The organism is Niallia taxi (assembly GCF_032818155.1).
In the GTDB taxonomy this organism is placed as follows: Bacteria; Bacillota; Bacilli; order Bacillales; family Cytobacillaceae; genus Niallia; species Niallia taxi_A.
This window is the reverse complement of record NZ_CP102589.1, coordinates 2,848,565-2,872,823: the sequence shown is the minus strand read 5'-3', so window position 1 is coordinate 2,872,823 and position 24,259 is coordinate 2,848,565. Positions and strand designations below refer to the sequence as shown.

Annotated in this window: 25 protein-coding genes; 20 read left to right on the top strand and 5 right to left on the bottom strand. The window is 38.7% G+C overall.

The window, feature by feature from the left end; genetic code table 11:
• Positions 1-15 precede the first annotated feature (15 nt).
• The 13 genes from ymfI to NQZ71_RS14460 all read left to right on the top strand — a co-directional run bounded on the left by ymfI (position 16) and on the right by NQZ71_RS14460 (position 13,148).
• Positions 16-738 (top strand): elongation factor P 5-aminopentanone reductase, encoded by a 723-nt coding sequence (gene ymfI / locus NQZ71_RS14520; protein ID WP_317010912.1) that lies wholly within the window; start codon positions 16-18, stop codon positions 736-738.
• 96 nt (positions 739-834) lie between these two features.
• Entirely contained in the window at positions 835-1,095 is a 261-nt protein-coding gene (locus tag NQZ71_RS14515; RefSeq protein ID WP_144452475.1) for a DUF3243 domain-containing protein, read from the top strand.
• A gap of 281 nt (positions 1,096-1,376) precedes the next feature.
• Positions 1,377-2,168 (top strand): YmfK family protein, encoded by a 792-nt coding sequence (locus tag NQZ71_RS14510; RefSeq protein ID WP_127734451.1) that lies wholly within the window; start codon positions 1,377-1,379, stop codon positions 2,166-2,168.
• A gap of 20 nt (positions 2,169-2,188) precedes the next feature.
• Positions 2,189-3,109: a helix-turn-helix domain-containing protein gene (locus tag NQZ71_RS14505; RefSeq protein WP_317010911.1), complete on the top strand. Its 921-nt coding sequence runs from the start codon at positions 2,189-2,191 to the stop codon at positions 3,107-3,109.
• A 241-nt stretch (positions 3,110-3,350) separates the two neighbouring features.
• The gene (pgsA, locus tag NQZ71_RS14500; RefSeq protein WP_275005046.1) at positions 3,351-3,929 is read left to right on the top strand and encodes a CDP-diacylglycerol--glycerol-3-phosphate 3-phosphatidyltransferase; all 579 of its coding nucleotides are present in this window, start codon (positions 3,351-3,353) and stop codon (positions 3,927-3,929) included.
• An 84-nt stretch (positions 3,930-4,013) separates the two neighbouring features.
• Positions 4,014-5,255 (top strand): competence/damage-inducible protein A, encoded by a 1,242-nt coding sequence (locus tag NQZ71_RS14495; protein WP_275005049.1) that lies wholly within the window; start codon positions 4,014-4,016, stop codon positions 5,253-5,255.
• Positions 5,256-5,434: 179 nt separating this feature from the next.
• Positions 5,435-6,484 carry a recombinase RecA gene (gene recA / locus NQZ71_RS14490; protein ID WP_275005051.1) on the top strand — a complete coding sequence of 350 codons (1,050 nt, stop codon included), beginning with the start codon at positions 5,435-5,437 and terminating at the stop codon, positions 6,482-6,484.
• Between the two features lie 443 nt (positions 6,485-6,927).
• Positions 6,928-8,496 (top strand): ribonuclease Y, encoded by a 1,569-nt coding sequence (rny, locus tag NQZ71_RS14485; RefSeq protein ID WP_394374130.1) that lies wholly within the window; start codon positions 6,928-6,930, stop codon positions 8,494-8,496.
• Positions 8,497-8,651: 155 nt separating this feature from the next.
• Positions 8,652-9,449: a TIGR00282 family metallophosphoesterase gene (locus tag NQZ71_RS14480; protein WP_144452479.1), complete on the top strand. Its 798-nt coding sequence runs from the start codon at positions 8,652-8,654 to the stop codon at positions 9,447-9,449.
• A 208-nt stretch (positions 9,450-9,657) separates the two neighbouring features.
• On the top strand, positions 9,658-9,918 hold the full coding sequence (gene spoVS, locus NQZ71_RS14475) for a stage V sporulation protein SpoVS (protein WP_016201204.1): 261 nt from the start codon (positions 9,658-9,660) through the stop codon (positions 9,916-9,918).
• Between the two features lie 185 nt (positions 9,919-10,103).
• Positions 10,104-11,030 carry a dipeptidase gene (locus tag NQZ71_RS14470; RefSeq protein ID WP_275005588.1) on the top strand — a complete coding sequence of 309 codons (927 nt, stop codon included), beginning with the start codon at positions 10,104-10,106 and terminating at the stop codon, positions 11,028-11,030.
• 178 nt (positions 11,031-11,208) lie between these two features.
• Positions 11,209-12,753 carry a tRNA (N6-isopentenyl adenosine(37)-C2)-methylthiotransferase MiaB gene (miaB, locus tag NQZ71_RS14465; RefSeq protein ID WP_317010909.1) on the top strand — a complete coding sequence of 515 codons (1,545 nt, stop codon included), beginning with the start codon at positions 11,209-11,211 and terminating at the stop codon, positions 12,751-12,753.
• Positions 12,753-13,148, top strand: coding sequence for a YlbF/YmcA family competence regulator (locus NQZ71_RS14460; RefSeq protein ID WP_144452481.1), 396 nt, complete (start codon positions 12,753-12,755; stop codon positions 13,146-13,148). The genes miaB and NQZ71_RS14460 overlap by 1 nt, the downstream gene beginning before the upstream one ends.
• A 56-nt stretch (positions 13,149-13,204) precedes the next feature.
• On the opposite strand, the gene NQZ71_RS14455 is transcribed toward NQZ71_RS14460, so the two are convergent.
• From NQZ71_RS14455 to NQZ71_RS14445, 3 genes are all read right to left on the bottom strand, one after another.
• Complete coding sequence (locus NQZ71_RS14455) at positions 13,205-13,549, bottom strand: hypothetical protein (protein ID WP_144452482.1); 345 nt, start codon at positions 13,547-13,549, stop codon at positions 13,205-13,207.
• A gap of 114 nt (positions 13,550-13,663) precedes the next feature.
• Positions 13,664-13,933, bottom strand: coding sequence for a hypothetical protein (locus tag NQZ71_RS14450; protein WP_127734433.1), 270 nt, complete (start codon positions 13,931-13,933; stop codon positions 13,664-13,666).
• Between the two features lie 36 nt (positions 13,934-13,969).
• Positions 13,970-14,350 carry a hypothetical protein gene (locus tag NQZ71_RS14445; RefSeq protein ID WP_275005069.1) on the bottom strand — a complete coding sequence of 127 codons (381 nt, stop codon included), beginning with the start codon at positions 14,348-14,350 and terminating at the stop codon, positions 13,970-13,972.
• 621 nt (positions 14,351-14,971) lie between these two features.
• Here NQZ71_RS14445 and NQZ71_RS14440 point away from each other — a divergent pair.
• Positions 14,972-15,496, top strand: coding sequence for an SRPBCC family protein (locus tag NQZ71_RS14440; RefSeq protein ID WP_317010908.1), 525 nt, complete (start codon positions 14,972-14,974; stop codon positions 15,494-15,496).
• A 41-nt stretch (positions 15,497-15,537) separates the two neighbouring features.
• Here NQZ71_RS14440 and NQZ71_RS14435 read toward each other — a convergent pair whose 3' ends face one another.
• On the bottom strand, positions 15,538-16,308 hold the full coding sequence (locus tag NQZ71_RS14435) for a class I SAM-dependent methyltransferase (RefSeq protein ID WP_260054150.1): 771 nt from the start codon (positions 16,306-16,308) through the stop codon (positions 15,538-15,540).
• Between the two features lie 119 nt (positions 16,309-16,427).
• Between NQZ71_RS14435 and NQZ71_RS14430 the strand changes: the two genes are divergently transcribed.
• The 3 genes from NQZ71_RS14430 (at position 16,428) to NQZ71_RS14420 (ending at position 19,798) form a co-directional block, all read left to right on the top strand.
• Complete coding sequence (locus tag NQZ71_RS14430) at positions 16,428-17,303, top strand: LysR family transcriptional regulator (RefSeq protein ID WP_275005074.1); 876 nt, start codon at positions 16,428-16,430, stop codon at positions 17,301-17,303.
• Positions 17,304-17,404: 101 nt separating this feature from the next.
• Positions 17,405-18,145 (top strand): MurR/RpiR family transcriptional regulator, encoded by a 741-nt coding sequence (locus NQZ71_RS14425; RefSeq protein ID WP_144452485.1) that lies wholly within the window; start codon positions 17,405-17,407, stop codon positions 18,143-18,145.
• 198 nt (positions 18,146-18,343) lie between these two features.
• On the top strand, positions 18,344-19,798 hold the full coding sequence (locus NQZ71_RS14420) for a glycoside hydrolase family 1 protein (RefSeq protein WP_144452486.1): 1,455 nt from the start codon (positions 18,344-18,346) through the stop codon (positions 19,796-19,798).
• 44 nt (positions 19,799-19,842) lie between these two features.
• On the opposite strand, the gene NQZ71_RS14415 is transcribed toward NQZ71_RS14420, so the two are convergent.
• The gene (locus tag NQZ71_RS14415; protein WP_144452487.1) at positions 19,843-20,943 is read right to left on the bottom strand and encodes a GerAB/ArcD/ProY family transporter; all 1,101 of its coding nucleotides are present in this window, start codon (positions 20,941-20,943) and stop codon (positions 19,843-19,845) included.
• Between the two features lie 167 nt (positions 20,944-21,110).
• On the opposite strand from NQZ71_RS14415, the gene NQZ71_RS14410 reads away from it, so the two are divergent.
• The 3 genes from NQZ71_RS14410 to NQZ71_RS14400 all read left to right on the top strand — a co-directional run bounded on the left by NQZ71_RS14410 (position 21,111) and on the right by NQZ71_RS14400 (position 24,048).
• Positions 21,111-21,584, top strand: coding sequence for an SRPBCC family protein (locus tag NQZ71_RS14410; RefSeq protein WP_144452488.1), 474 nt, complete (start codon positions 21,111-21,113; stop codon positions 21,582-21,584).
• A 16-nt stretch (positions 21,585-21,600) separates the two neighbouring features.
• The gene (locus tag NQZ71_RS14405; protein ID WP_275005078.1) at positions 21,601-22,251 is read left to right on the top strand and encodes a hypothetical protein; all 651 of its coding nucleotides are present in this window, start codon (positions 21,601-21,603) and stop codon (positions 22,249-22,251) included.
• Between the two features lie 195 nt (positions 22,252-22,446).
• The gene (locus NQZ71_RS14400; RefSeq protein WP_394374112.1) at positions 22,447-24,048 is read left to right on the top strand and encodes a DUF1593 domain-containing protein; all 1,602 of its coding nucleotides are present in this window, start codon (positions 22,447-22,449) and stop codon (positions 24,046-24,048) included.
• Positions 24,049-24,259: the final 211 nt, after the last annotated feature.

The window sequence follows — 24,259 nt, the reverse complement described above, 5'->3', positions numbered from 1 at the left end:
TTTCGGAGGAAAACAATGGGGAAACATATTTTAATAACAGGTGCAACTGGAGAAATCGGTGCAAGTGTCGCAAAGCTTTTGGCAAGTAAAGGCTATTCTTTATACTTGCATTATCACAAAAATGAGGAGAGTCTCCGCATATTATTAAACGACATATCACAATATGGACAGGAATATATTCCAATCAAGGCTGATTTAAGCAAACGTGATGCCTATAGACATGTAACAAGCTCTATTTTTGCACTTGATGGAATTGTGTATGCGAGTGGTGTCAGTGTGTATGGAATGCTAGCTGATTTACAGGATGAGACGCTTGATCAGCTCTGGAACCTCCATGTTGCCTCACTTATATCGATAACAAGGGAGCTGCTGCCCAAACTGACGCAAAAGCAAGCTGGCAGTATTATTGCCGTTTCCTCCATATGGGGACAGGTTGGTGCTTCCATGGAGGTTGCTTATTCTACAGTAAAAGGTGCCCAAATAGCCTTTATTAAAGCATTAAGCAAGGAGATGGCGAGAAATGGTATCCGCGTAAATGCAGTTGCACCAGGAGCAATTGACACAAAAATGCTTAGTATGTTTACTGCAGAAGAAAAGGAATGGATGACAGAGGAAATCCCCATGGGCAGGCTAGGAAGTGCAGCGGAAGTAGCAGAAAGTGTGTTATTTCTCCTTTCAGACAGTTCTTCCTATATGACAGGACAAGTTTTATCCCTTAATGGCGGCTGGCATATGTAACTGAATTTTTTTTCCTGTAAGTTGATGCATATTATGGAGACGAACAATCCAAAATAACTATGTAATACAACTTATGGAATTGAAAGGAGTACCACTATGTCTATATTGCAAAACTGGGATCAATGGAAAGACTTTTTAGGTGACCGCCTTCATCATGCTCAAAATGACGGAATGAATAAAGGCGTTATTGGCGATCTTGCATTCCAAATTGGTGATTACTTGTCAAATCAAGTAGAACCAAAAAATGATCAGGAAAAAATCCTTGCTGATCTTTGGTCTGTTGCATCTGAAGAAGAGCAGCATGCAATTGCGAACATGATGGTCAAGCTTGTTCAAAACAACGGATCTGACCGTTAATTAGCTTTTAGGGGCGGCTTATCAAATAGGGAGAACGTAAAAAGCAAGAAGGCATTTTCAGCTATTCCTTTTTTTATTTTTATGCTCACCTTGTTGATGAGCTGTCCTTTTTTTTATGAAAATGACAATTCTTGTTAAATATAATAAGGAATTTATACATAAGGACAATGGTTTTTAATTTTATCGGAAAGTGCTTGGTTTTTTCTTTCATCTTTATGGACTTTCCTTTATTATTATATAGAGTTAAAAAAACGAACAGAACATGATTTGGGGAGGATTTTTTGAGCGAGAAGGAATGGTATCTAGAGTATGAAATTCAAAAAAATCGACCTGGACTTTTAGGGGAAATCGCATCGTTACTAGGTATGCTTTCCATTAATATCATTACGATTAATGGAGTTGATGATGGCAGACGCGGCCTGCTTATGACTACAACAGATGATGAACAGGTGAAAAGGCTGGAATCCATCCTGTATACGATGGATACGATTAAGGTGTTTAAGCTTCGTGTACCGACACTTCGGGACAAGATGGCCGTTCGCCATGGCAGATACATACAAAGGGATGCAGATGACAAGAAAACTTTTCGGTTTGTTCGAACCGAACTGGGGCTATTGGTCGATTTTATGGCAGAATTGTTTAAGTTGGAAGGGCATCGGCTAATAGGTATAAGAGGCATGCCAAGGGTTGGTAAAACAGAGTCAATTGTCGCAGCGAGCGTCAGCTCCAACAAGCGATGGCTGCCAATCAGCTCTACGTTACTGAAGCAGACTGTCAGGAGTACGTTAATACAAGATGAGTATAGTGAAAACAATCTTTTTATTATAGATGGAGTTGTTTCAAGCAAGCAGATTAATGAGAAGCATTGGCAGCTTATTAGGGAAGTGATGCGACTTCCTGCTGTTAAAGTGGTCGAGCATCCAGATGTGTTTGTACATAATACAGAATATACGCTTGATGATTTCGATTATATTATTGAGCTTCGACATGAGCCGAATGAAGAAATTATACTCGATGTCAGAAAAAAGAATGCACTACTTTTAGAAAATGAGTTTCAAGGATTTGATTTTTAGCAAGTTGGAAGGTGTTATTTGTGAGTGAATTAGGAAACAGATTAAAAGAAGCGAGGCTCGCCAAAGGCTTAAGTCTTGAGGAGCTTCAAGAAATGACAAAAATTCAAACCCGTTACTTGGTAGGGATTGAAGAGGGCAATTTTAGTATGATGCCAGGGAAGTTTTATGCTAGAGCATTCATCAAACAATATGCCGAAGCGGTGGATTTGCCTCCAGAGGATTTGTTTGAGGAGTATAAAAGTGAAATTCCGTCAAGCGGCAATGAAGAAATCCCAGAAAAGCTGTCAAGAGTAACAACAAGACAAACCATGTCAGAAGGCGGATCAAAGGTAATGGATATATTGCCTAAAGTTCTGATCACATTACTTGTTGTCGGTGTTATTGCACTTGCTTGGTACTTAATCCAAAATCGTGGAAGTGATGATTCTGCTGCAGACACAAAAAACGATCAAACGGGAGCTAAGTATGAAGAGTCAGCGACATTAAAGGACGCTGAGAACGAAAAGAAAACGGATGAAAATGCAACTGACCAGAAGGTAGCAGACACAGAGGCTGATAAAGAGCAAGCTGCCGAGGAAGAAGAGAAGGAAGAAGAAACGCCAAAGCAGGAAATAAAGGTTGCAGAAACAAGTGGAAGCTCTACCGTTTATGAGTTGAAAAATGCGGACAAGTTCAGTGTTAAGCTTGTTTCAACAGGGCAAACATGGGTAAACATGCAAAACGGCAAAGGATATTCCTTCTATCAGGGTATTTTAGATAAAGATGGGGAAGATTCAAAGACAGTTGATTACTCAAAGGAAACAGAAGCACTACTAGTTATTGGCAACAGCAGCCAAACAGATGTTTATGTTAATGACGAGAAAATTGATTTTGCTGTTTCCCCGTCAGATTCTGTGCGTCAGGATATTACAATCAAGTATGTGAAAGAAGAAAAAGAGTAAAGGTTAAGCATAAAGGGCTGTGTAATCAGCTCTTTCTTGCTTTTGCTTTAATAGAAAAGTGTAGGAGAGTCATCGTTTTCTGATGGCTATTTTTCGCTTTTTCTAGTATTTTTGGGTATAATACTAATGTTTTCATACTATTTTGGCTAATTTCTTTTCCGTTCTTTTATAAAAGAATTAAAAGACTTCTAGCCAATATTTGAGAAATCGATATTTTTGTACATAAAACGGAGGAAGTAAGATGAATTTACCAAACAAAATAACTGTTTCAAGAATACTGTTAATACCGGTATTTCTTGTCATCATGCTCGCTGATTTTTCATGGGGCGAAATGACTTTACTTGGCGTGACATTGCCTGTTTCCCATTTTGTTGGAGCACTGCTGTTCATATTAGCATCGACAACAGACTGGGTCGACGGATACTTTGCGAGAAAATATAATCTTGTCACAGATTTAGGGAAATTTCTTGATCCGCTTGCAGATAAACTGCTAGTATCTGCTGCGCTTGTTGTGCTTGTTAACTATGATATGGCTTCAGCTTGGATCACTATTGTCATCATAAGCAGGGAATTTGCTGTGACAGGGCTTCGTGCTATCCTTGCAGGCGGCGGAGAAGTGGTTGCTGCGAATATGCTCGGAAAAATAAAGACATGGGCACAAATCGTCGCGATTTCCGCATTGCTTTTACATAATATGATTTTCCAATTAGTTGGACTTCCATTTGGTGATATTGCTCTTTGGATTGCTTTAATCTTTACGATTTGGTCTGGCTGGGATTATTTCAACAAAAACAAACATGTTTTTGTTAATTCTAAGTAATTTTAATTGGAAAAAACTTTTAGTTTCATGTAATAAGGGAATACGGTTATATAGATACGAGGGAAAGAAAGGGGAAATAGACGGATGAATGCAGAAATCATAGCGGTTGGCTCCGAATTATTACTAGGGCAGATAGCTAACACGAATGCACAATACATTTCAAAGCAATTGGCTCAATTAGGAATTAACGTATATTTTCATACAGCGGTTGGAGATAACCCAGCCCGCTTAAAGGAAGCCATTGAGGTTGCTGAATCTCGCTCTAATCTTCTTGTGTTTACAGGTGGGCTTGGTCCTACAAAGGATGATTTGACAAAGGAAACAATTGCAGGCCATCTTGGAAAAGAGCTTGTTTTTGATGAAGCTGCTCTTCATTCTATTGAGCAGTATTTTGTCCGCTCTAAGCGACAAATGACAGAAAACAATAAAAAACAGGCGCTTGTTTTGGAAGGGTCGCGTATCCTTGCTAACGATTACGGCATGGCACCAGGAATGTTTTTGGAAAAAGATAGCCGCTTCTATATGCTTCTGCCAGGACCTCCTAAGGAAATGCAGCCGATGTTTGATGTATATGGATATGTCGCGCTTCAAGAGAAGCTGACAACGAAAGAACTGATTGTTTCCAGAGTGCTACGCTTCTTCGGAATTGGAGAATCGCTGCTGGAAACAGAAATCCTCGACTTGATTGAAAAGCAATCAAATCCAACAATCGCACCGCTTGCAGGAGAAGGGGAAGTTACACTTCGCATTACGTGCAAGCATGATTCACAGGAAGAAGCAGAACGCCTTATAGATGAGGCGGAAAAGGCAATCTTTGAACGCGTTGGCGAGTTTTTCTATGGATACGACGACACAACGCTTGCCAAAGAGCTTTCTAAGGAGCTTGGAAAACACGGCCTTACAATTGCTGCAGCAGAAAGCCTGACAGGCGGTCTGTTCCAGCAGGAGATGACGAACATTCCTGGAGCAGGAAATGTGTTTAGCGGCGGAGTTGTTTGTTATACAAATGAAGTAAAACAAAATGTCCTTTCTGTCAAAGAGGAGACTATAACTAATGATGGTGTTGTGAGCGAACAGTGTGCCAAAGAGCTTGCTGAAAATGTTGCTAAGCTGATAGACACAGATATTGGCATTAGCTTCACAGGTGTAGCAGGTCCAGATGAATTAGAAGGTCATCCTGTAGGTACTGTTTATATTGGTATTTCAATAAAAGGCCAGCCGACAACTTGTGAAAAGCTTCTTCTAGGGGGCGGGCGGTCCGCAAACAGAAGCAGGTCGGCAAAATACGGTCAATTCTTCCTGCTTAAAGAATTACAGAAGCTATAAGCGATTTCTTTTAAGTCTCCTTATGCATCTTTATGGGCTGTAAAAAAAACGAATGAATGTTCTACTTTTTACTGTACAAACTCGAAGAAAAGGAGTATATTTAATATATATTCTTGAACACCAAATGAATCTACCGAATGGAGAATGATTCATTTTTATATATTAAGGAGGAGAATTTTTTGAGCGATCGTCAAGCTGCTTTAGAAATGGCATTAAAACAGATAGAAAAACAATTTGGTAAAGGTAGCATCATGAAACTGGGAGAACAGACAGACCGAGTTGTATCCACTTTTCCTAGTGGTTCATTAGCACTGGATGCAGCGCTTGGGGTTGGCGGATATCCAAGAGGCCGTATTATTGAAATCTACGGTCCTGAAAGTTCTGGTAAAACTACTGTTGCCCTTCATGCAATCGCAGAAGTGCAAGCAAAAGGAGGACAAGCTGCATTTATCGATGCTGAGCATGCACTGGATCCTGTTTATGCACAAAAGCTAGGCGTTAATATTGATGAATTGCTTCTTTCTCAGCCGGATACAGGGGAACAAGCGCTTGAAATAGCTGAAGCATTGGTTAGAAGTGGCGCAGTTGATATCCTTGTTATTGACTCTGTTGCAGCACTTGTGCCAAAAGCAGAAATTGAAGGGGAAATGGGTGACACCCATGTTGGTTTGCAGGCCCGCCTAATGTCTCAAGCATTACGTAAGCTTTCTGGTGCAATCAACAAATCTAAAACTATTGCTATTTTCATAAACCAGATTCGTGAAAAAGTTGGAGTTATGTTCGGTAATCCAGAAACGACTCCTGGTGGCCGTGCGTTGAAGTTCTATTCCACTGTCCGCTTGGAAGTTCGCCGTGCTGAAACACTTAAGCAAGGTACGGACATGGTTGGTAACAAAACAAAAATTAAAGTTGTAAAAAATAAAGTAGCTCCGCCGTTCAGAGTAGCAGAAGTGGATATTATGTACGGAGAAGGAATTTCTAAAGAAGGAGAAACAATTGATTTAGGCTCTGAGTTGGATATTGTTCAAAAGAGTGGATCATGGTACTCCTATAATGATGAGCGTTTAGGTCAAGGCCGCGAAAATGCGAAGTTATTCCTTAAAGAAAACAAAGATATCCTTCTTGAAATTCAAAAGAAAATCCGTGATCACTACGGTCTAGATAAAGAAGTTGTCTTGAAACCAGATCAGGAAGAAGAAGATCAAGAATCTCTTGAATTGATAGATTAATGTCCTGAAAGGATAGCGGTAGCACCACCGCTATCCTTTTTCTATACAGGAATAGAAGCGCTAAACTGTTTAGGTCAGTTTTTTCCTGTCTATACTACTAGTATAAGGTGCCCGTCACAGTGGATAAATATCAATATTATCGTAATATCACTACTGCTGTCGTCAAAATAATAGACAATGCTGTATATTTTACCAATGAATACCAGAGTATACATAACCAAACAAGCTAAATCCCTTTAATTTAGTGTCTATCCTCCTAATTCAAGCTCTTGACAATGAATTGGCACAACTATACAATTATATTGTATATTTTACATTTTTATGAGTATGAAAAACCTAGAAACTATTTGCGGCTAGGGCAGCACTTTCGTTTTAAAAAGAATTATAAGCCAATACTTTTAAAATCGTAACAACACAATTTAATAGCAAGAGGAGGTGAAATGATGGAAACCAATATAATCATCTCCATTTTGCTTGGCCTAATCGTAATTGCCGTTGTTGGCTTTGTTGTATATTTTATTCGTAAGTCCAATGCTAATGCAAAAATTGCTAATGCGACATTTACTGCTGAACAATTAGTTGAAACAGCAAAACGTGAAGCAGACGCATTGAAAAAAGAAGCTTTGTTAGAAGCAAAGGATGAGATTCACAAGCTTCGTAGTGAAGCAGAACTAGAAGTTCGTGATCGAAGAAATGAACTACAAAAACAAGAAAATCGTTTATTGCAAAAAGAAGAAAACCTTGACCGTAAGGGAGAGGCGCTTGATAAACGGGAAACAATTTTAGAAAAGAGGGACGATTCTCTTAATAAAAGACAACAGCATATGGAAGAGATGGAGAGCAAAGTGGATGAAATGGTCCTCAAGCAGAAAGCTGAACTTGAGCGCATTTCCGGTTTAACTCGTGAAGAGGCAAAATCCATCATTTTAGACAAAACTGAGCAAGATATCGCTCATGATATCGCTGTTATGATTAAAGAAAGCGATACAAGAGCAAAAGAGGAAGCAGACAAGAAGGCTAAAGAGGTTCTGTCGCTCGCAATCCAAAGATGTGCTGCCGACCATGTTGCAGAAACAACAGTTTCCGTGGTTAATTTGCCTAATGATGAGATGAAGGGCCGAATTATCGGTAGAGAAGGGCGCAACATTCGTACGCTTGAGACACTTACTGGAATTGATTTGATCATTGATGACACTCCAGAAGCTGTTATTCTTTCCGGTTTTGACCCAATTAGAAGAGAAACAGCAAGACTTGCCCTTGACAAGCTTGTACAGGATGGACGTATCCACCCGGCTCGTATTGAGGAAATGGTTGATAAGGCAAGACGGGAAGTAGATGAGCATATCCGTGAAATTGGTGAACAAACGACATTTGAAGTCGGTGTACATGCACTTCATCCTGACTTGATCAAAATTCTCGGCCGATTGAAATTCCGAACAAGCTATGGCCAAAATGTACTGAAGCACAGTATTGAGGTTGCGCAGCTTTCAGGAATACTTGCCGCAGAGCTTGGCGAAGATGAGACGCTTGCAAGAAGAGCAGGATTACTCCATGACATCGGTAAAGCCATTGACCATGAGGTCGAAGGAAGCCATGTTGAAATTGGGGTAGAGCTTGCTACAAAGTATAAAGAACATCCAGTGGTCATTAATAGTATCGCTTCCCATCACGGTGATACAGAGCCAACTTCTATCATTGCTGTACTTGTTGCTGCTGCTGATGCACTTTCAGCTGCAAGACCAGGTGCACGCAGAGAGACATTAGAAAATTATATTCGCCGTCTTGAAAAATTAGAAGAAATCTCTGAATCTTATGATGGTGTTGAGAAGTCATTTGCTATTCAAGCTGGCCGTGAAATACGAATTATGGTTAAACCAGACTTGATCGACGATTTGGAATCACATCGATTAGCTCGTGATATCCGTAAGAAGATTGAAGAAGAATTGGATTATCCAGGACATATTAAGGTTACAGTTATACGCGAAACAAGAGCTGTTGAATACGCAAAATAAAAAACGGTGCCATGTGCACCGTTTTTATTTTGAAAGATTTCAAATAAGCTGTATAAGAGAAATTCAAAAAATATATGTTAAACTAAAGAGAAGACAGTTTAACAGAGATGTCCCTGTTTATTAATGCAGGAGACTTTATAGAAAGGATTTAAATCATGCATATTTTATTTATAGGCGATGTAGTAGGTTCAATGGGCAGGGACATGATTAAAGAGTATGTGCCGAAGCTGAAAGAAAAATATCGCCCTCAATTGACGATTATTAATGGTGAAAATGCTGCTGGCGGCAAGGGAATCACAGAAAAAATTTACCGTGGGTTTTTAGAAGTGGGAGCCCAAGCAGTGACTTTAGGAAACCACACTTGGGATAATCGGGAGATATTTGAATTTATCGATAATGCAAAATACTTGGTAAGACCTGCGAATTTTTCTGAGAACAATCCTGGAAAAGGAATGGTTTTTGTTAAAATCAACGATGTGGAGGTAGCTGTCATTAATCTGCAAGGAAGAACCTTTATGAATCCAAGTGATGATCCATTTGTAAAAGCAGATGAACTGATTGCTGAAGCGAAAAAACGCACTGATATTATCTTTGTTGATTTCCATGGAGAGGCAACGAGTGAAAAGCAGGCAATGGGCTGGTACTTAGATGGCAGGGTTACTGCCGTAATTGGCACACATACACATGTTCAAACAGCGGATAATCGCATACTTCCACAAGGGACGGCATTTATGGCAGATGTCGGCATGACAGGCCCATATGACGGCATATTAGGGATGGAGAGATCTGCTGTCATTAACAGATTTCTGACAAATCTGCCGACAAGGTTTGAACCGCCGAAAACAGGCAGAGCGACATTGAGTGCATGTCTAATTGAGGTAGATAAAAAAACAGGTAAAGCCAAAAAGATCAACCGGATACTTATTAATGATGATCATCCGTTTTTCTCATAAGACACGTACCCGAAACTTTTTTAAGTTTCGGGTTCTTTATTTTTATCAAAAAGATTAGCTCTTCTAGGATTATTTTTCCTAAATTTTTGTCCAAGCTGGAATAAGTGATTTAAAAGCAGAATATAGTAGCAATGGAATGATATATATCCTGATGTGTTCTAAATTTACTGCTGAACATGCGGGGGGGTTAAACAAGGAGGAGCTAGAAATGGAGATATTAAAGGTTTCAGCAAAGTCTAGTCCCAATTCTGTAGCTGGTGCGCTTGCTGGGGTTCTGCGAGAAAGAGGCGGAGCAGAAATCCAGGCTATTGGAGCAGGTGCATTGAATCAAGCTGTTAAAGCAGTTGCTATCGCAAGAGGGTTTGTAGCACCTAGCGGAGTGGATTTAATTTGTATCCCGGCCTTCACTGATATTGTTATCGACGGTGAGGAACGAACAGCGATCAAGCTCATTGTGGAGCCTAGATAAAAAGGGCAATAAAAACACAATATGAAAAAAACCTATCCCTTTATTATCTGCTTAGCATGTTAATGCAGGTAATAAAGGGGGTGAACCTGTATGCTAAGCCATACAGGTTCTTTTTTTGAAAATAAGCATGTAATGATTGTGGAAGTATATAATAAAGTAGATTTAAAAATGGGGAGATGAGGGCACTGCAATTTTTTGATGGACATTGTGATGTGTTATATAAAATGTTTCTAGACAGTAAAATTCGCTTTCAAGATAGTCAGAAGCTACAGGTCACGTATAACGGTCTTCGTAGCAGTGGAGCAAAAGTTCAATGCTTTGCCATTTATATTCCGGAGTCTGTTCATCCTGATATGCGATTTGATGCAGCAATTAGGATGGTGGAAATATTTTATGAGCATATTTTAAAACCTTATCCACATTTAAAATTAATTCAAAGTCAACAGGACATAGAATCACTTAGGTATGAGGAAATTGGTGTTTTGTTAACATTAGAAGGCTGTGAGGCAATTGGGCAGGATATTGTTAAGCTCAAAAACCTGCTCCGCCTTGGGGTAACATCTGTAGGGCTTACCTGGAACCATGCTAATGCTGTTGCAGATGGAGCAATGGAGCCGAGGGGAGCTGGACTGACTGTCTTCGGTAAGGAAGTAGTGAAGGAGCTTAATAGACAGCATGTTTGGTGCGATGTATCCCATCTTTCTGAAAGAGGCTTTTGGGATACAATCGAAACAGCTGACTATCCATATGCGTCTCATTCAAATGTATTTACACTTTGTCCGCATCCACGAAACTTGCGTGATGACCAACTAAAGGCATTAATTGAACTGGATAGTACGATAGGTATTACATTTGTGCCGCAGTTTTTAAGTGGAAAAAGCACTGTGACGATTACGGATGTTATTAGACATGTGGACTATATATGCTCATTAGGCGGAGAGGATCATATTGGCTTCGGTTCTGATTTTGATGGAATAGATTCATTTGTTTTAGGATTGGATTCTATTTATGGCTATGAGAATCTAATTAACGAGCTGCTAAAATATTACACTAGCAGTCAAGCAGAAAAATTTTTGTTTCAAAATATGAAAAAACGTTATCCACGCAAGTAAGCGGCATTTTCTGTTTATGACATACTCTTAATACCTTCCGGTTGTGTTCATAGCTTGAAAGGCTTATACTAATATAATGTAAACTTGTCAAAACTAGCATATGAATGCGCAATTTGGAAATTTTTTAACAAAAGCTTATGGATGATAGCATCTCATCGATAAGAGAGGAGTATGTTAAATGAACGAAAAACAGCGTTTAGAAACTCAAAAAGTAGTAACTGCTAATTCAACGGACAAAAAATCCGAAAAGGATTACAGCAAATATTTTGAAACAGTCTATACACCACCATCCTTAAGGGATGCGAAGCGCAGAGGGAAAGAAGAAATTCGTTATGAGAATGACTTCACGATTCCTGAAGAATTCCGCGGTATGGGAGAGGGACGCAAGTTTTATATCCGTACATTCGGCTGCCAGATGAACGAGCATGATACGGAAGTAATGGCAGGAATATTCATGAGCTTAGGCTATGAGCCGACAAATACGGTTGATGATGCGAATGTTATTCTATTGAATACTTGTGCGATTCGAGAAAACGCAGAGAATAAAGTGTTCGGTGAATTAGGTCATCTGAAGTCTTTGAAAACAGAAAGACCGGATCTTCTGCTTGGTGTATGTGGATGTATGTCCCAAGAAGAATCTGTTGTTAACAAAATATTAAAAACATATACGCAAGTTGACATTATTTTCGGAACACATAATATCCATCGCTTACCAAATATTCTTCACGAAGCATATATGTCGAAGGAAATGGTATTGGAAGTTTGGTCGAAGGAAGGGGATGTCATTGAAAACCTTCCGAAGGTGCGAAACGGAAAAATCAAAGCATGGGTTAATATCATGTATGGCTGTGACAAATTCTGTACGTACTGTATCGTGCCATTTACACGAGGCAAGGAAAGAAGCAGACGCCCAGAGGATATCATCCAGGAGGTTCGCCAGTTAGCAGCACAAGGTTATAAGGAAATCACCCTGCTTGGCCAAAACGTTAATGCGTACGGAAAAGACTTTACTGACATTAACTATCGTTTAGGTGACTTAATGAATGAAATCAGCAAAATTGATATTCCGAGAGTTCGCTTTACGACGAGCCATCCCCGTGATTTTGATGACCATCTGATTGAAGTATTGGCTCAAGGCGGAAATATGGTCGAGCATATTCATTTACCGGTCCAATCAGGATCAACTGATGTGCTGAAAATTATGGCAAGGAAATACACAAGAGAGCAATACTTAGAGCTAGTCCGCAAAATGAAAGCAGCAATCCCGAATTTGACTTTGACAACAGATATTATTGTTGGTTATCCGAATGAAACAGAAGAGCAGTTCCAAGAAACACTTTCTTTATATGAGGAAGTTGGTTTTGAAGCAGCCTATACGTTCATTTACTCACCGCGTGAAGGAACACCTGCAGCGAAAATGAAGGATAATGTGCCGTTAGAAGTCAAAAAGGAACGTTTACAGCGCTTAAATGCATTGGTGAATGCTAAATCTGCTGAATCAATGACAAGCTATAAAGACCAAGTTGTCGAAGTGCTTGTAGAAGGCGAAAGCAAAAAGCACTCCCATGTACTTGCAGGCTATACGCGCAAAAACAAGCTTGTCAATTTTGTAGGACCTAAATCAGCAATCGGTAAGCTTGTTAAAGTTAAAATTACAGATGCAAAAACTTGGTCATTAAACGGTGAAATGATTGAAGTCATCGAGGCTGTTGAGGTAAATTAATGGTTAAATATACAAAAGAAGAAATATTAAAGCGGACAGAAGAGCTTGCTCATATGATTCAACAGACAGAAGAGGTTGATTTCTATATTAGAGCGGAAAAACAAATCAACCAAAACAGCAAGGTGAATGACCGTATCGCTCAGATTAAAAAACTGCAAAAGCAAGCAGTAAACCTGCAGCATTATGGGAAAATCTCCGCGCTGAAGGATACGGAAGCGAAGATTGATGCACTTCAAGCAGAAATTGATGAGCTACCGATCGTGGCCGATTTCAAAGAGTCGCAAAAAATCGTCAATGACATGCTGCAAATGGTTACAAAAACAATTGCAAACAATGTTGTTGATGCATTTAATGAAGATAAAACGCCAGATCAGAAACAGAATAAGCTTCACTGATTTACATATAAACAGGCCAACATCATTAACGATGTTGGCCTGTTTTTTGTACAAAATTACTTGTTATTAAGAACGTTAATTGCTTGAAGGAAGGCTTTTCTGTATTCCTGCTGATCCTTCATTGCAGTTTCTAAGGTTGTAAGCAGGGATTTATTAAGCTGCTTTGTTTCTCGATCTTTGTTGCTACTGCTCTGGATTGTATGAAGAAGGAAGGTATATACGAGCACAAGACTAGAATAATTGTCTACATATGTTAAACTAACTGCACTGCCTCCATTGCCACCTTCAGCATGTGTATTGACAGAGGGAGCACCTGATTCAAGTATTTTGTCAACAAGCTCATCAGGCACACCTAATTCCTTTAGCTTTTCCTTTGTTAAACCGATATTCTTTTCTGTCATGTTCCCACTCCTCTCGTATATGTAATATATATAAGTTAAGATGGGCAGTCATTCCCATAATTGACGAATCAATTTTAGAAATGCTGCCCATAACATTATTTATTGATAGTGAAATTAAGCTTCGTTCACTTGTTCAGGGTTATTCTCGTTGAAAGAAACAGCAGTAGCATCACCAGCGCTGTTTGCATTTACAAGAATTCCACCAATAAAGAAGTTCAATAAGTTTACACCTACAGCAGCTCCTCCAGCAGCACCAGCAGCAGAAAATTGGTTAGCTAGGTTACCGTTTCCTTGAGTAGCGTTTGTAAATGCACGAAGTTCTGTACCGTTACCAGAGCCAGAACGGCTCTTTTTGTGAGAATCAGATGTGCATCCAGACAACATATGATTTCACCTCCTTTCAAGCATAATTTCTTTCGTTTATTTCTTTATAAAATTGGAAAGGTCTAATGAGAAAAGTGATTTGCCATTTAGATTTACTTTAAGATTTCCATCCTCATTAGAAGCATCAATGACAGGTAGCTTTTCTTTCAGCTTACCGAGGTTATCCTCGTTCAGCAAATCCTTTAGTGAATTGATATTAAGTGTATTTACTGCTTTTTCCTTTATCGCATCCACACTTTTGGTCGCAACAGTATCAGAGACTTTGCTAGTAAGCTTTTTTGCTAAGCCGCCCATTTCATTTGTCATCTTGCTCATAAATTGATCTACATAGGCTGCTCTTTCTTCATTTGAAACCTCTTTCCCATTTACATTAAACTTAAAATCGAATTGATCTTTTATATTGAATTTTCCTGCCAACTCCCTCACCCCCTTGCGTATAGTACAGTATATAAAAACACGACCAAGCTGCATCCGCTAATTAATCAGTGCAAACGCATATTTTTAAGACATAAGCTTGTTTGTAGGCTGCTTTCCTTTAAAGAAAACTGATTTGCAAGCATGTTCTGTCAAAAGAATTAAGGAATAAATGCTGCTGTAATCCTTTTATTACAATGAAAAAAACTAAGGTTCGGCAAGAGAAAGAAAAAAGGTCAAAGGTATAGTGATTCGACTATATAAACGAAAAAAACTTATTTATATATCCTTATTGTTTTAAATTAGTTATCCATTGAATCCTTGCCTATACAGTCAGGGGCAAAGGTTCAGCTTGTGGAAATCCTGGGATATCGATCGCTTCAAGAAGGGGTAAAGGATGTAGCTGCCGTTTACAGCGGCATTAAAGTATGTGGAAAACCAGGTTAGAATCCTCGTCAGTGCCTCCACATGAGCTTTACTGGAGATATATAGACCTTTCCCTAATTTACCGTGTGAATGAAGAGGATTTCTGTGGGAACTGCTAGAATGTAACAGTAAATATTCTTTTTTGTTTAGACTAAAGGAGAACCGCTAAAAAATACCAAAACTTTTTGGAGGGATAGCATGTCTGAAAAACAGTATTTTGATAAGTTAATATATTACACAGAAGGCAATAAGCTTGTAGTTGAAAGAAGATTTGATGCAGCTCAGGATACGGTTTTTAAGGCGTTTTCTGACTCAAAGCTATTAGAAGCATGGTGGGGACCAGAAGGCTGGCAAACAACAAATGCTCGCTTTGAATTTAAACCAGACGGTGTTTGGCATTATTGCATGCGCTGTATGGATGAAAATCAAGGGGAGTTTTTTGGCCAGGAATCATGGGGCTTTGCTGTTTATAAGAAAATTACTGTGCCAGAAGAAATCGTCTATACAGATTCATTTGCAGATGAATTAGGCAATGCTCAAGCAGGAATGCCAGAAATGCACATAACCGCTTCTTTTAAGGCAGACGGACAGCAAACAATATTACAATTTATAAGTGCTTTTGCTTCAGAGGATGCAATACAGCAAGTAGTGGAAATGGGCTTTGTTCAAGGAACAGAATCTCAATTCCGCAGGCTTGATGAACTGCTTAGGAACGGCCTGTAAACAAAAAACAGAATGCTATCACACTAGCATTCTGTTTTTGCTTATTCCTTAATGCCAATAATGCGAAGTCGTTTATATTCAATAAGCCATGATCCATCTTTATATACATCTGCATGTAGTTTATTAGAAACATTTCGGATAATCATTTCTTTATTGTTTTCTGAAATTCCTTTAAAGAAGGAATCCCCAAACATTGCTATCCAATTGCTTAACCCATTTTCCCCATCTAATGAAGTGGGTCTGTCAAAATGCTGAGCAAAGACGACACGAAATCCTGCTTCCTCCATAAGTTGTGTATACTCTGCGATGCTCGGAAAATACCAGGGGAAATTTGCCCAGTTAAAGCTGATTCCTTGTTCTGCAAATTCCTCTATAATAGCATCTGTAATTATTTGCACATTACCTTTGCCGCCAAATTCAGCGACAAAACGTCCTCCTTGCTGCAAACTGCTATAAATACTAGTTAAGGCTTGTTTTGGAGATTTTATCCAATGAAGTGCCGCATTAGAAAAGACAGCAGTAAATCGCGAGTCATATGGTAAAGCAGTGGCATCCTCGACAAAGAACGGAATATGTGGGTATTTTTTTTGTGCTAGTGCAATCATATTTGGTGAATTATCAATTCCAATTACCTCACAATCGTATTTTGCCAAGCTGCTTGCAAGATCACCTGTTCCGCAGCCAAGATCTAAAATTTTTTCTCCTGGACTAGGGGATAGAAGGCTGACAAGATCCTCCCCAAAATTTGATACGAATGAATGTTTTCCATCATATAAGCTTGCATTCCATGGATCCTGTTTAAATGTCTTCATTGTAAATCCTCCTTTTCTAATAGGTGATTTCCTGTAATTAGATTATAATAAAAAGAAATAAACATGAAAATTAACAAAAAATGAAGAAATTAATAACAGTTGGTTATTAGAGAGCGGGTATGATGGATATTAAGTGGCTAAAAACATTTATTGTGGCAGCAGAGCATGAAAATTTCCGAATTGCTTCAGAAGAGCTTTTTTTGACACAGCCTGCGATTACGAAGCATATTAAGAGATTAGAAGAAGCCGTGAATATAGAGTTGTTCGATAGAGTTGGTAAAAAAATCGTACTTACACAAGCAGGGCATCATTTCCTTCCAGTTGCAAAAGAGATTTTTCATCAATACGAACAAGGCTTAGAGGGTTTTGAAGCATGGAAGCAAGGATATGTGAGAAAGCTTGTCATTGCAGCAGCACCACAAATTGCCTCAAGTATACTGCCGATGATTTTGCGAAAGTTTATGGATGAATATCCAGATATCGAGGTGCTTGTGCATATTGTCAGCTCTTATGAAATTGGTGAAGAAATAAGTATGTCGAGGGCAGATATTGGGATATCCAGACTAAAGCCTATACAATCCACTGTTCAGGTTGAAGCGCTCCATCAGGACAGAGTGATACTCGTCGCACCATATCATGAATCTTTAAAGTTAAGTGAACAGCATGTATTAACGACATTCAGGCTCATTACTCATAATCATCCAGAGTACTGGGAGGAATTACAGCGGACTGTAAAAGGAAGCTATCCGTTTATTAGGACAATGAAGGTTAATCAAATGGAAATAACAAAGCGCTTTATTGAACAAGGACTTGGCGTATCATATCTTCCTTATACTACTGTTATGGAAGAATTAAACGAGAAAAAGCTGATGGAAGTGAGACCAGATAAAGTTTTGCCACCAGCTTCGTCGACTTATTTATTATCAAAGGTAAAAACAGAGGAAGTAAGTTTATTCATTTCTTTTTTTAAGGAAAAAATTGCGGTACTGTCATAAGCAGCAACTAAACACTCCCCACAATTGCTACCGCAATTTCTTAGTGCAAAAGTTTCAGCAACTGCGGAAATTATGGTAGAATTGCATTCGAGGTGGTAAAAATGGAGCAGCTGATTTATACGCTGTTGGCATATATTAATAATTCCTTGAACAAAGATATTAATTATCATGTCGCAAAAGGTCTTTTAGAACATATTCATGAATTGGAAAGCTTTTCACTAGAAAGTGCGGCAGATGCTTGTCATGTGGCGCCATCAACGATTAACCGTTTTTGCAAAAGAATCGGTTTTCGCAATTTTTCAAGTATGCGCAACAGTGTCAACATTCCAATTGGTGCATCATTACATGAAGCGAATAATACACCATTACATACAAATGAGCTGTTTATGCAATTAAATGAAAACTTGGCCATTATTGACCAAATTCCGATTGAACAAATTGATCGCATCGTTCAGCGTATTAAAAAGTCAAACAGAATTATTATTTTAGGATTTGAGAAATACCAAGTTCAAGCAATGGAGCTGCAGAAAAAGCTGCTTCTATTAGGGAAATTAAGTGAATGCGGCACTAACTTTTTTAAGCAGATGGATGCATTAACAGAACTGGATGAGGATGATTTAATTATTACAATATCGATTCAAGGTAATATATTATCTTCGTATTTTCCGTTCATAGAAAAATTTAAAGCAGCAAAAGGTCAAAAACTGCTGATTACTTTCTCTGGTGAGCTTGGCAAATTAGCCGTTTTTGATGAAATTATCCAATGTGGCAAAATAGAAAACTCAAGTGTCAGCAGCTATACACTATTGAGGCTGTTTGATGTGCTGTTTTATCGCTATTAACTGGTCTCAACCAGACCAGTTTAATCACTTGACAGCAACCGATTATGAATAAGTACCTTATATTATGACTCTAAAAAGCTTTCTTTCATAATGGGATCATATCGTAAATGTCTAATTGGAAAGCTAGTCTTAATCAGACCAGTTTTATTTAAAAAATGCTAGTATGATAGATTTATAAACATATTAGGAGGCATTGATATGAAAAAGAGTCATTTTCCTGAAGGGTTTTTATGGGGTGGCGCAACTGCTGCCAATCAGCTAGAGGGTGCTTATAATGAAGGCGGAAAAGGATTATCCATTTTTGATATGGTAGCATTCGTACCGAAGGAAGAAAGAGGTCACGAAATTGAGATGGATGTTAGAAGTGAAGCAGAATTAGAAGCGCTGCTTGCTGGTAATGGCGGTGACAATTTCCCAAAACGCCGTGGAATTGATTTCTATCATCGTTATAAAGAGGATATTGCTTTGTTTGCTGAAATGGGCTTTAAAACATTCCGTATGTCGATTTCTTGGCCGCGTATTTTCCCAAATGGTGATGAAACAGTACCGAATGAAGAAGGCTTGGCATTTTATGACAGAGTGTTTGATGAGCTGCAAAAACACGGAATTGAGCCACTCGTAACACTATCTCATTACGAGCTGCCGCTTCATTTAGTACAAAAGTATAACGGGTGGACAGACCGTCGCTTAGTTGAATATTTTGTACATTATGCTGAAACCGTCTTCAACAGATATAAAGACAAAGTGAAATATTGGCTGACATTTAATGAAATTAACGTTTCCACGATTTCACCATATATCGGTAGCGGAATTCTTGTTGACCGTGTTGAAAATCGCGAACAGGCTGTATACCAAGCACTTCATCATCAGTTTGTTGCAAGTGCAAGAGCGGTTAAAGCTTGTCACGAAATCATCCCTGATGCTTTGATTGGCTGTATGCTTGCTCGTATGGAAACATATGCAGAAACTTGTAGTCCTGATGATGTGCTTGCGGCATTAGAGGAAGATCAGAAGAACCTGTTCTTCACAGATGTTCAAGTGCGCGGATATTACCCTAGCTATATGAACCGTTATTTCGAGGAAAACGACATCAAAATTGACATGCTGCCAGGAGACGAAGAAATTTTGCTTCAGCATCCAGTTGACTTCCTGTCATTCAGCTATTACATGACAATGGTGTCAAGTGGTTCACCAGATAAAATGAAAGAAAAAGGAAACTTCTTCAGTGGAATTCCAAACCCTTATTTAGAAGCATCTGATTGGGGCTGGCAAATCGATCCAAAGGGCTTGCGTATTACATTAAAGAAAATGTATGACCGTTACCAAGTTCCTTTGTTCATCGTTGAAAATGGATTAGGTGCTTATGATAAAGTCGAGGAAGATGGTTCTATTCAGGATGACTACCGCATTGATTACTTGAGTGCTCACATTGAACAAATGGGCGAGGCAATCAAAGATGGTGTCGAAGTAATGGGCTACACTAGCTGGGGCTGTATCGACCTCATCAGTGCAGGAACTTCAGAGATGTCTAAGCGTTACGGCTTTATATATGTAGACCAAGATGATTATGGCAATGGTACATTAGAAAGGAAAAAGAAAAAATCCTTTGATTGGTATAAAAATGTCATTGCAACAAATGGTGCAGAACTATAATGGAAAAAAACAGTGTCTTCTTGGAAGGCACTGTTTTTGTTTTGTTAATTTTTTAGTTTACCTGTTGCCTTTTTCCCTAATAAAATAGCCAACAGGATGACAGGAACTATGAATTGCAATGGCAGGTTTAAAAGGAATGGCACTACTTTAAAACCTTCTTGTACATGGTCCGTTATTCCTCTGCCAATAAACACAGTGAACAAAGAAATAATGCATACAACAGGCATGATGAAGTATCTATAGGGGATATGACATACATACTCTAGACCCTTTAATCCTGCAAAAATAAAGACCGAGCTTTTTACGAGGATACCCAGCATAATAATGAAAACAGTAAATGCATCGATACGTTCAATAAATTCACCAATTGAGATTAAACGAGTAGCACTTAATAAGGGAAATACTGCTCTTGATGCGATATTGCTTCCTAGTGAAAGGCTGACAAACAATGTTGAGACTGTTAAAAAAAAGGATGATAAAGCAATCGCAAAAATTAAAACTTTATTGCCTTTTTTAAAGTTTCCTACTAATGGAAATATACAAGTGAATGCGATAATTTGTCCGTATGGACGTACAAGTTCGTACGGGAAAATAATCTTTATTAACGGTTTAACACCATCCGGCAATACTGGCGTGACTTTATCAATAGAGAAGTTTTTACTCGCATAAAGAAAAATAGCCAATAAGATGATAAAAAGAATCGAATAGGGAGTGAAAATTTCCGTTGTTCTCCCAAGTACCTCAACACCTAAATATAATATATAGCCGATGATTAATACCAACGCTAATGTTAATACCTCGATCGGCGTGATTGGCAATATGACAGTCGAGGTCAGCTCAATAAAATCTCGGATGACCCTGCATGCCATATAAAAAAAATATAGGACATAAATAATACTGCCTATAACAGCGAGTGGTCTGCCGATACAGATTTCCATTATCTCGTATAAATTCTTATCTGGAGAAAATGAAGACATAAAATAATAGGCTAATACAATTACCAAGCCAATAAAGGAAGAGAAGAGGACTACTATCCATGCTGCCTGTTTTCCTAGAAGACCAATTCCAAGCACGACAGAACTTCCCAAATTAAAGCCAATGATTAAAGCAAGCAGCTGATTTAACGATATATTTTCCTTCATCATCTGGGAAGTACTCTCTCTTTCTTGTGCGATTGCGCCTTCTTTGCACGAGATTATTATGTGTAAAAAAGGATCAAATATACTAATTGTTTCCATGGATAATATTCAAAATATATTTGTCGGTTTATAATAAAAGAAGCATTTTACATTAGGTTGAAAGGAGAAAAAAGATGCTCGCAGACATAAAAAAAGTCGAAGAAGGATATACAGCAATATTTGAACGTAGTTTTCGTTATAACGTGGAGCATGTATGGTCTGCATTGACAGAAAATGAAAAATTAGCAGCCTGGTTTCATAATCTTGAAGCAGAAGACCTTCGTATAGGGGGATGCATTCGCTTTTATATGAGGGATGGTACAGATACTTCCATTGAAATGCACATCTTGGATTTCAAGGAAGGTGTTCTCCTTGAATACGAATGGGGAGAGGGAAGTGTCCGATTCGAGATATCTCCAACAAGAGCGGGCAGCAGCCTTGTTTTATTGGAATCTATCCCTTACTGGACAGATCATACGCCTAAAGATTTAGCTGGCTGGCATGTATCTTTAGATGTGTTAACTTCTTTACTGGACGGGGAAGTAATCGATTTTCCGAGGGAAAAGTGGGCGGAATTATACGGAAAATATCAGCAAATGAAGCCATGAAAAGGAGGGGATTATCATGGATGTTAATACGTTATTTGTCGGAATTGATACAAGCATAACATTAACAAGCAACTTAGAGAAAAGAAAAAAGCAACATATAAAACGAGTTGATTTGATTGAACTATCGCCGAGTTTGTCCTTTGCAACATACAAAAAAGAGAATACGATAATTCGTACTTACTTCTTTAAAGATGCAGTTGTGCTTTTTGTAGAAGCCACGCCTTTTTTGCAGGACATGGAAGAAATATTTGGAATAAGCAGCCCTAACCTGGATGTAAGCTCAACAGATCTTTCTCATGAAGCGCTTATTCCAAAGTTTGAAAAGGCGCTGGAGGAATATAACGAAGAAACGATAATAGACCCATTTTTGCATCTATATGGGCAAAGGTACTGGCATGATGACAGTTTAATTGTTGGCAATAGGGAGGCATTAGTCAAGCTCAAAAACGCCATAGATATGGCACTTACTTATGGGGAGGGCAGGGCTTGTGTATCGACTAGTGACTGGGAGGGCTATGATCTTTATGTAAAATGTCTGCCTGGTGAACCAGAAACACATAAAGAATGGGATAATCTTCAGCTGCCCTATCATGATCGAGAGATGTACGTTCCCGATGAAAAGGAGGAGCTTGACCCATACAAGCTTATCGTAAATTGGAGAAAATAGGAGAAAAGTTTGATGAAAGCGCTCTAATAAACTGATAGCATTATCTTGTAATCGCTTAATTACATATGCGAAACAGGAATGTTACCTATCGGGCATAACCTAAACAAATGCATGGATTTTCATGTGCTTGTTTGGGTTTTTTGTTTTTTATTAACAAAAATCATGCCTACTAAACAGAAAGAGGGGATGAAGGACATGAAAAGAACAGGATTAATCGTGTTATTGCTGCTTGTTTGTGCTATTTTTGCTGGCTGCACAAACAGTAGTAAGGAGGAAAGCGGTCCTGCAAGTGAACCAAAAACAGATACAGATACGAAAACAGCAGAAAAGCAAAAGGCAAGAACGGTTATTACTACAGATGGAGAAGTGGATGATATGAACTCTGTTCTTCGCTACTTACTTTATGCAAATGAGATGAATTTAGAAGGAATCGTGTTAACAAGCTCTGTTTACCATTATGCAGGCGATAAAGACAAAGGAATTGAGCCATTTAGATGGACGGGTACAGAGTGGCTGACCAATATGATAGATGCCTATGAGGATGCCTATCCAAATCTTGAAAAACATGCAGACGGCTACCCAAAACCGGATTATCTGCGCAGCATCACAAAGATTGGCAATATATCAAATGTAGGTGAAATGGAACAAGAAACAGATGGTTCCCAGTTTTTAAAGGAGCTGTTCCTTAATGATGACGACAGTGATTTATATGTACAGACATGGGGTGGAACTAACACAACTGCTCGTGCACTGAAATCAATTGAAGAAGAATACAGCAAGTCAGATGATTGGGAAAGTGTAAAATCAAAAGTAAGTGATAAGCTTGTGCTTTACATTATTTTGGATCAGGATGACAGTTATAGCAAGTATATTGCGAAAAATTGGCCAGATATCCGCATCATTAATGATACTTCGAATTTTTGGCATTTCGCTTACGCTTGGCAATTACATTCAGAAGAGTTGAACACAAAGCTGACAGGTGATTGGCATAAAGAGAATATTGTCGGCCATGGACCGTTAATGGATATGTATGCGTTAATGGGTGATGGTAAAATGATTGAAGGAGAGCTTTTTGAGGAGCAGCGCGGAACAGAAGAATACTTAAAGAAAAACCCTCAATATAATAAATATGATTTTATTTCTGAAGGTGATTCTCCATCCTTCTTCTACTTAATTGACAACGGACTAAGAAGCTTAGAAGATCCGACATATGGAGGCTGGGGCGGCCGCTTTGATGCTGTCAGCAGCAAGGTATATAAAAACACTGTTACAGACTTTAATGTATACGCAAACAGATACGAAGCAGAGTACTCCTTAACACGCTGGTTTGATGATATTCAAAGCGACTTTGCAGCACGCGCAGATTGGCTGACGGCAGAAAGTTATGAGGATGCAAACCATAACCCAACGGTTGAAGTCACAGAAGGATTGGATTTAACAGTGGAAAAGGGAGAGAAGGTTACGTTGCATGCGAAAGGCAGTGATCCTGATGGTGACAAGCTGTCCTTTAAATGGTGGAGATACTTTGAAGCAGATACGTACGAAGAGTCAAAGGTAGCCAAAAAAGATACAGTCCCTGAAGTTGTTGATGGTCTTCAGCTTGGTCTTCAACGTGAACTGGCAGAAGGAGAAACAACAGATACGATTGAACTAACAGGCAAGGACAGTGATACTGTTAGCTTCACTGTTCCAGATGATGCGAAATCTGGAGATACTCTTCATATAATCGTAGAAGTACAGGATGATGGAGCTCATGAGTTAAAGCATTATCAAAGAGTCATCTTAACGGTGAAATAATGGTATAAATAGGATACTGAGACGGTAAAAAAGCATATATATAAGCTTTTTTACCGTCTTTTTTTCTAATATATAGAAGTTGTGGGAGGGTTTTCCTCTGTTATACAACAATATTTTTCTATTGCCTTAAAAAGCTATAAAACTTTATTTAATTGTACCGATACAACCATTAGCAAAATAATTTGCTAAACTGTTAAGGGATGGGAAGAAG

Excerpts from the sequence above, each read along its gene's own strand:
- NQZ71_RS14450 (WP_127734433.1), bottom strand. The coding sequence starts at position 13,933 with ATGTTGTCTGGATGCACATCTGATTCTCACAAAAAGAGCCGTTCTGGC.
- NQZ71_RS14460 (WP_144452481.1), top strand. The coding sequence starts at position 12,753 with ATGGTTAAATATACAAAAGAAGAAATATTAAAGCGGACAGAAGAGCTT.
- NQZ71_RS14415 (WP_144452487.1), bottom strand. The coding sequence starts at position 20,943 with ATGATGAAGGAAAATATATCGTTAAATCAGCTGCTTGCTTTAATCATT.
- ymfI (WP_317010912.1), top strand. The coding sequence starts at position 16 with ATGGGGAAACATATTTTAATAACAGGTGCAACTGGAGAAATCGGTGCA.
- NQZ71_RS14440 (WP_317010908.1), top strand. The coding sequence starts at position 14,972 with ATGTCTGAAAAACAGTATTTTGATAAGTTAATATATTACACAGAAGGC.
- NQZ71_RS14400 (WP_394374112.1), top strand. The coding sequence starts at position 22,447 with ATGAAAAGAACAGGATTAATCGTGTTATTGCTGCTTGTTTGTGCTATT.
- NQZ71_RS14420 (WP_144452486.1), top strand. The coding sequence starts at position 18,344 with ATGAAAAAGAGTCATTTTCCTGAAGGGTTTTTATGGGGTGGCGCAACT.
- NQZ71_RS14515 (WP_144452475.1), top strand. The coding sequence starts at position 835 with ATGTCTATATTGCAAAACTGGGATCAATGGAAAGACTTTTTAGGTGAC.
- NQZ71_RS14480 (WP_144452479.1), top strand. The coding sequence starts at position 8,652 with ATGCATATTTTATTTATAGGCGATGTAGTAGGTTCAATGGGCAGGGAC.
- NQZ71_RS14410 (WP_144452488.1), top strand. The coding sequence starts at position 21,111 with ATGCTCGCAGACATAAAAAAAGTCGAAGAAGGATATACAGCAATATTT.
- NQZ71_RS14405 (WP_275005078.1), top strand. The coding sequence starts at position 21,601 with ATGGATGTTAATACGTTATTTGTCGGAATTGATACAAGCATAACATTA.
- pgsA (WP_275005046.1), top strand. The coding sequence starts at position 3,351 with ATGAATTTACCAAACAAAATAACTGTTTCAAGAATACTGTTAATACCG.
- NQZ71_RS14430 (WP_275005074.1), top strand. The coding sequence starts at position 16,428 with ATGATGGATATTAAGTGGCTAAAAACATTTATTGTGGCAGCAGAGCAT.
- NQZ71_RS14435 (WP_260054150.1), bottom strand. The coding sequence starts at position 16,308 with ATGAAGACATTTAAACAGGATCCATGGAATGCAAGCTTATATGATGGA.
- miaB (WP_317010909.1), top strand. The coding sequence starts at position 11,209 with ATGAACGAAAAACAGCGTTTAGAAACTCAAAAAGTAGTAACTGCTAAT.
- NQZ71_RS14495 (WP_275005049.1), top strand. The coding sequence starts at position 4,014 with ATGAATGCAGAAATCATAGCGGTTGGCTCCGAATTATTACTAGGGCAG.
- NQZ71_RS14455 (WP_144452482.1), bottom strand. The coding sequence starts at position 13,549 with ATGACAGAAAAGAATATCGGTTTAACAAAGGAAAAGCTAAAGGAATTA.
- rny (WP_394374130.1), top strand. The coding sequence starts at position 6,928 with ATGGAAACCAATATAATCATCTCCATTTTGCTTGGCCTAATCGTAATT.
- NQZ71_RS14425 (WP_144452485.1), top strand. The coding sequence starts at position 17,405 with ATGGAGCAGCTGATTTATACGCTGTTGGCATATATTAATAATTCCTTG.
- spoVS (WP_016201204.1), top strand. The coding sequence starts at position 9,658 with ATGGAGATATTAAAGGTTTCAGCAAAGTCTAGTCCCAATTCTGTAGCT.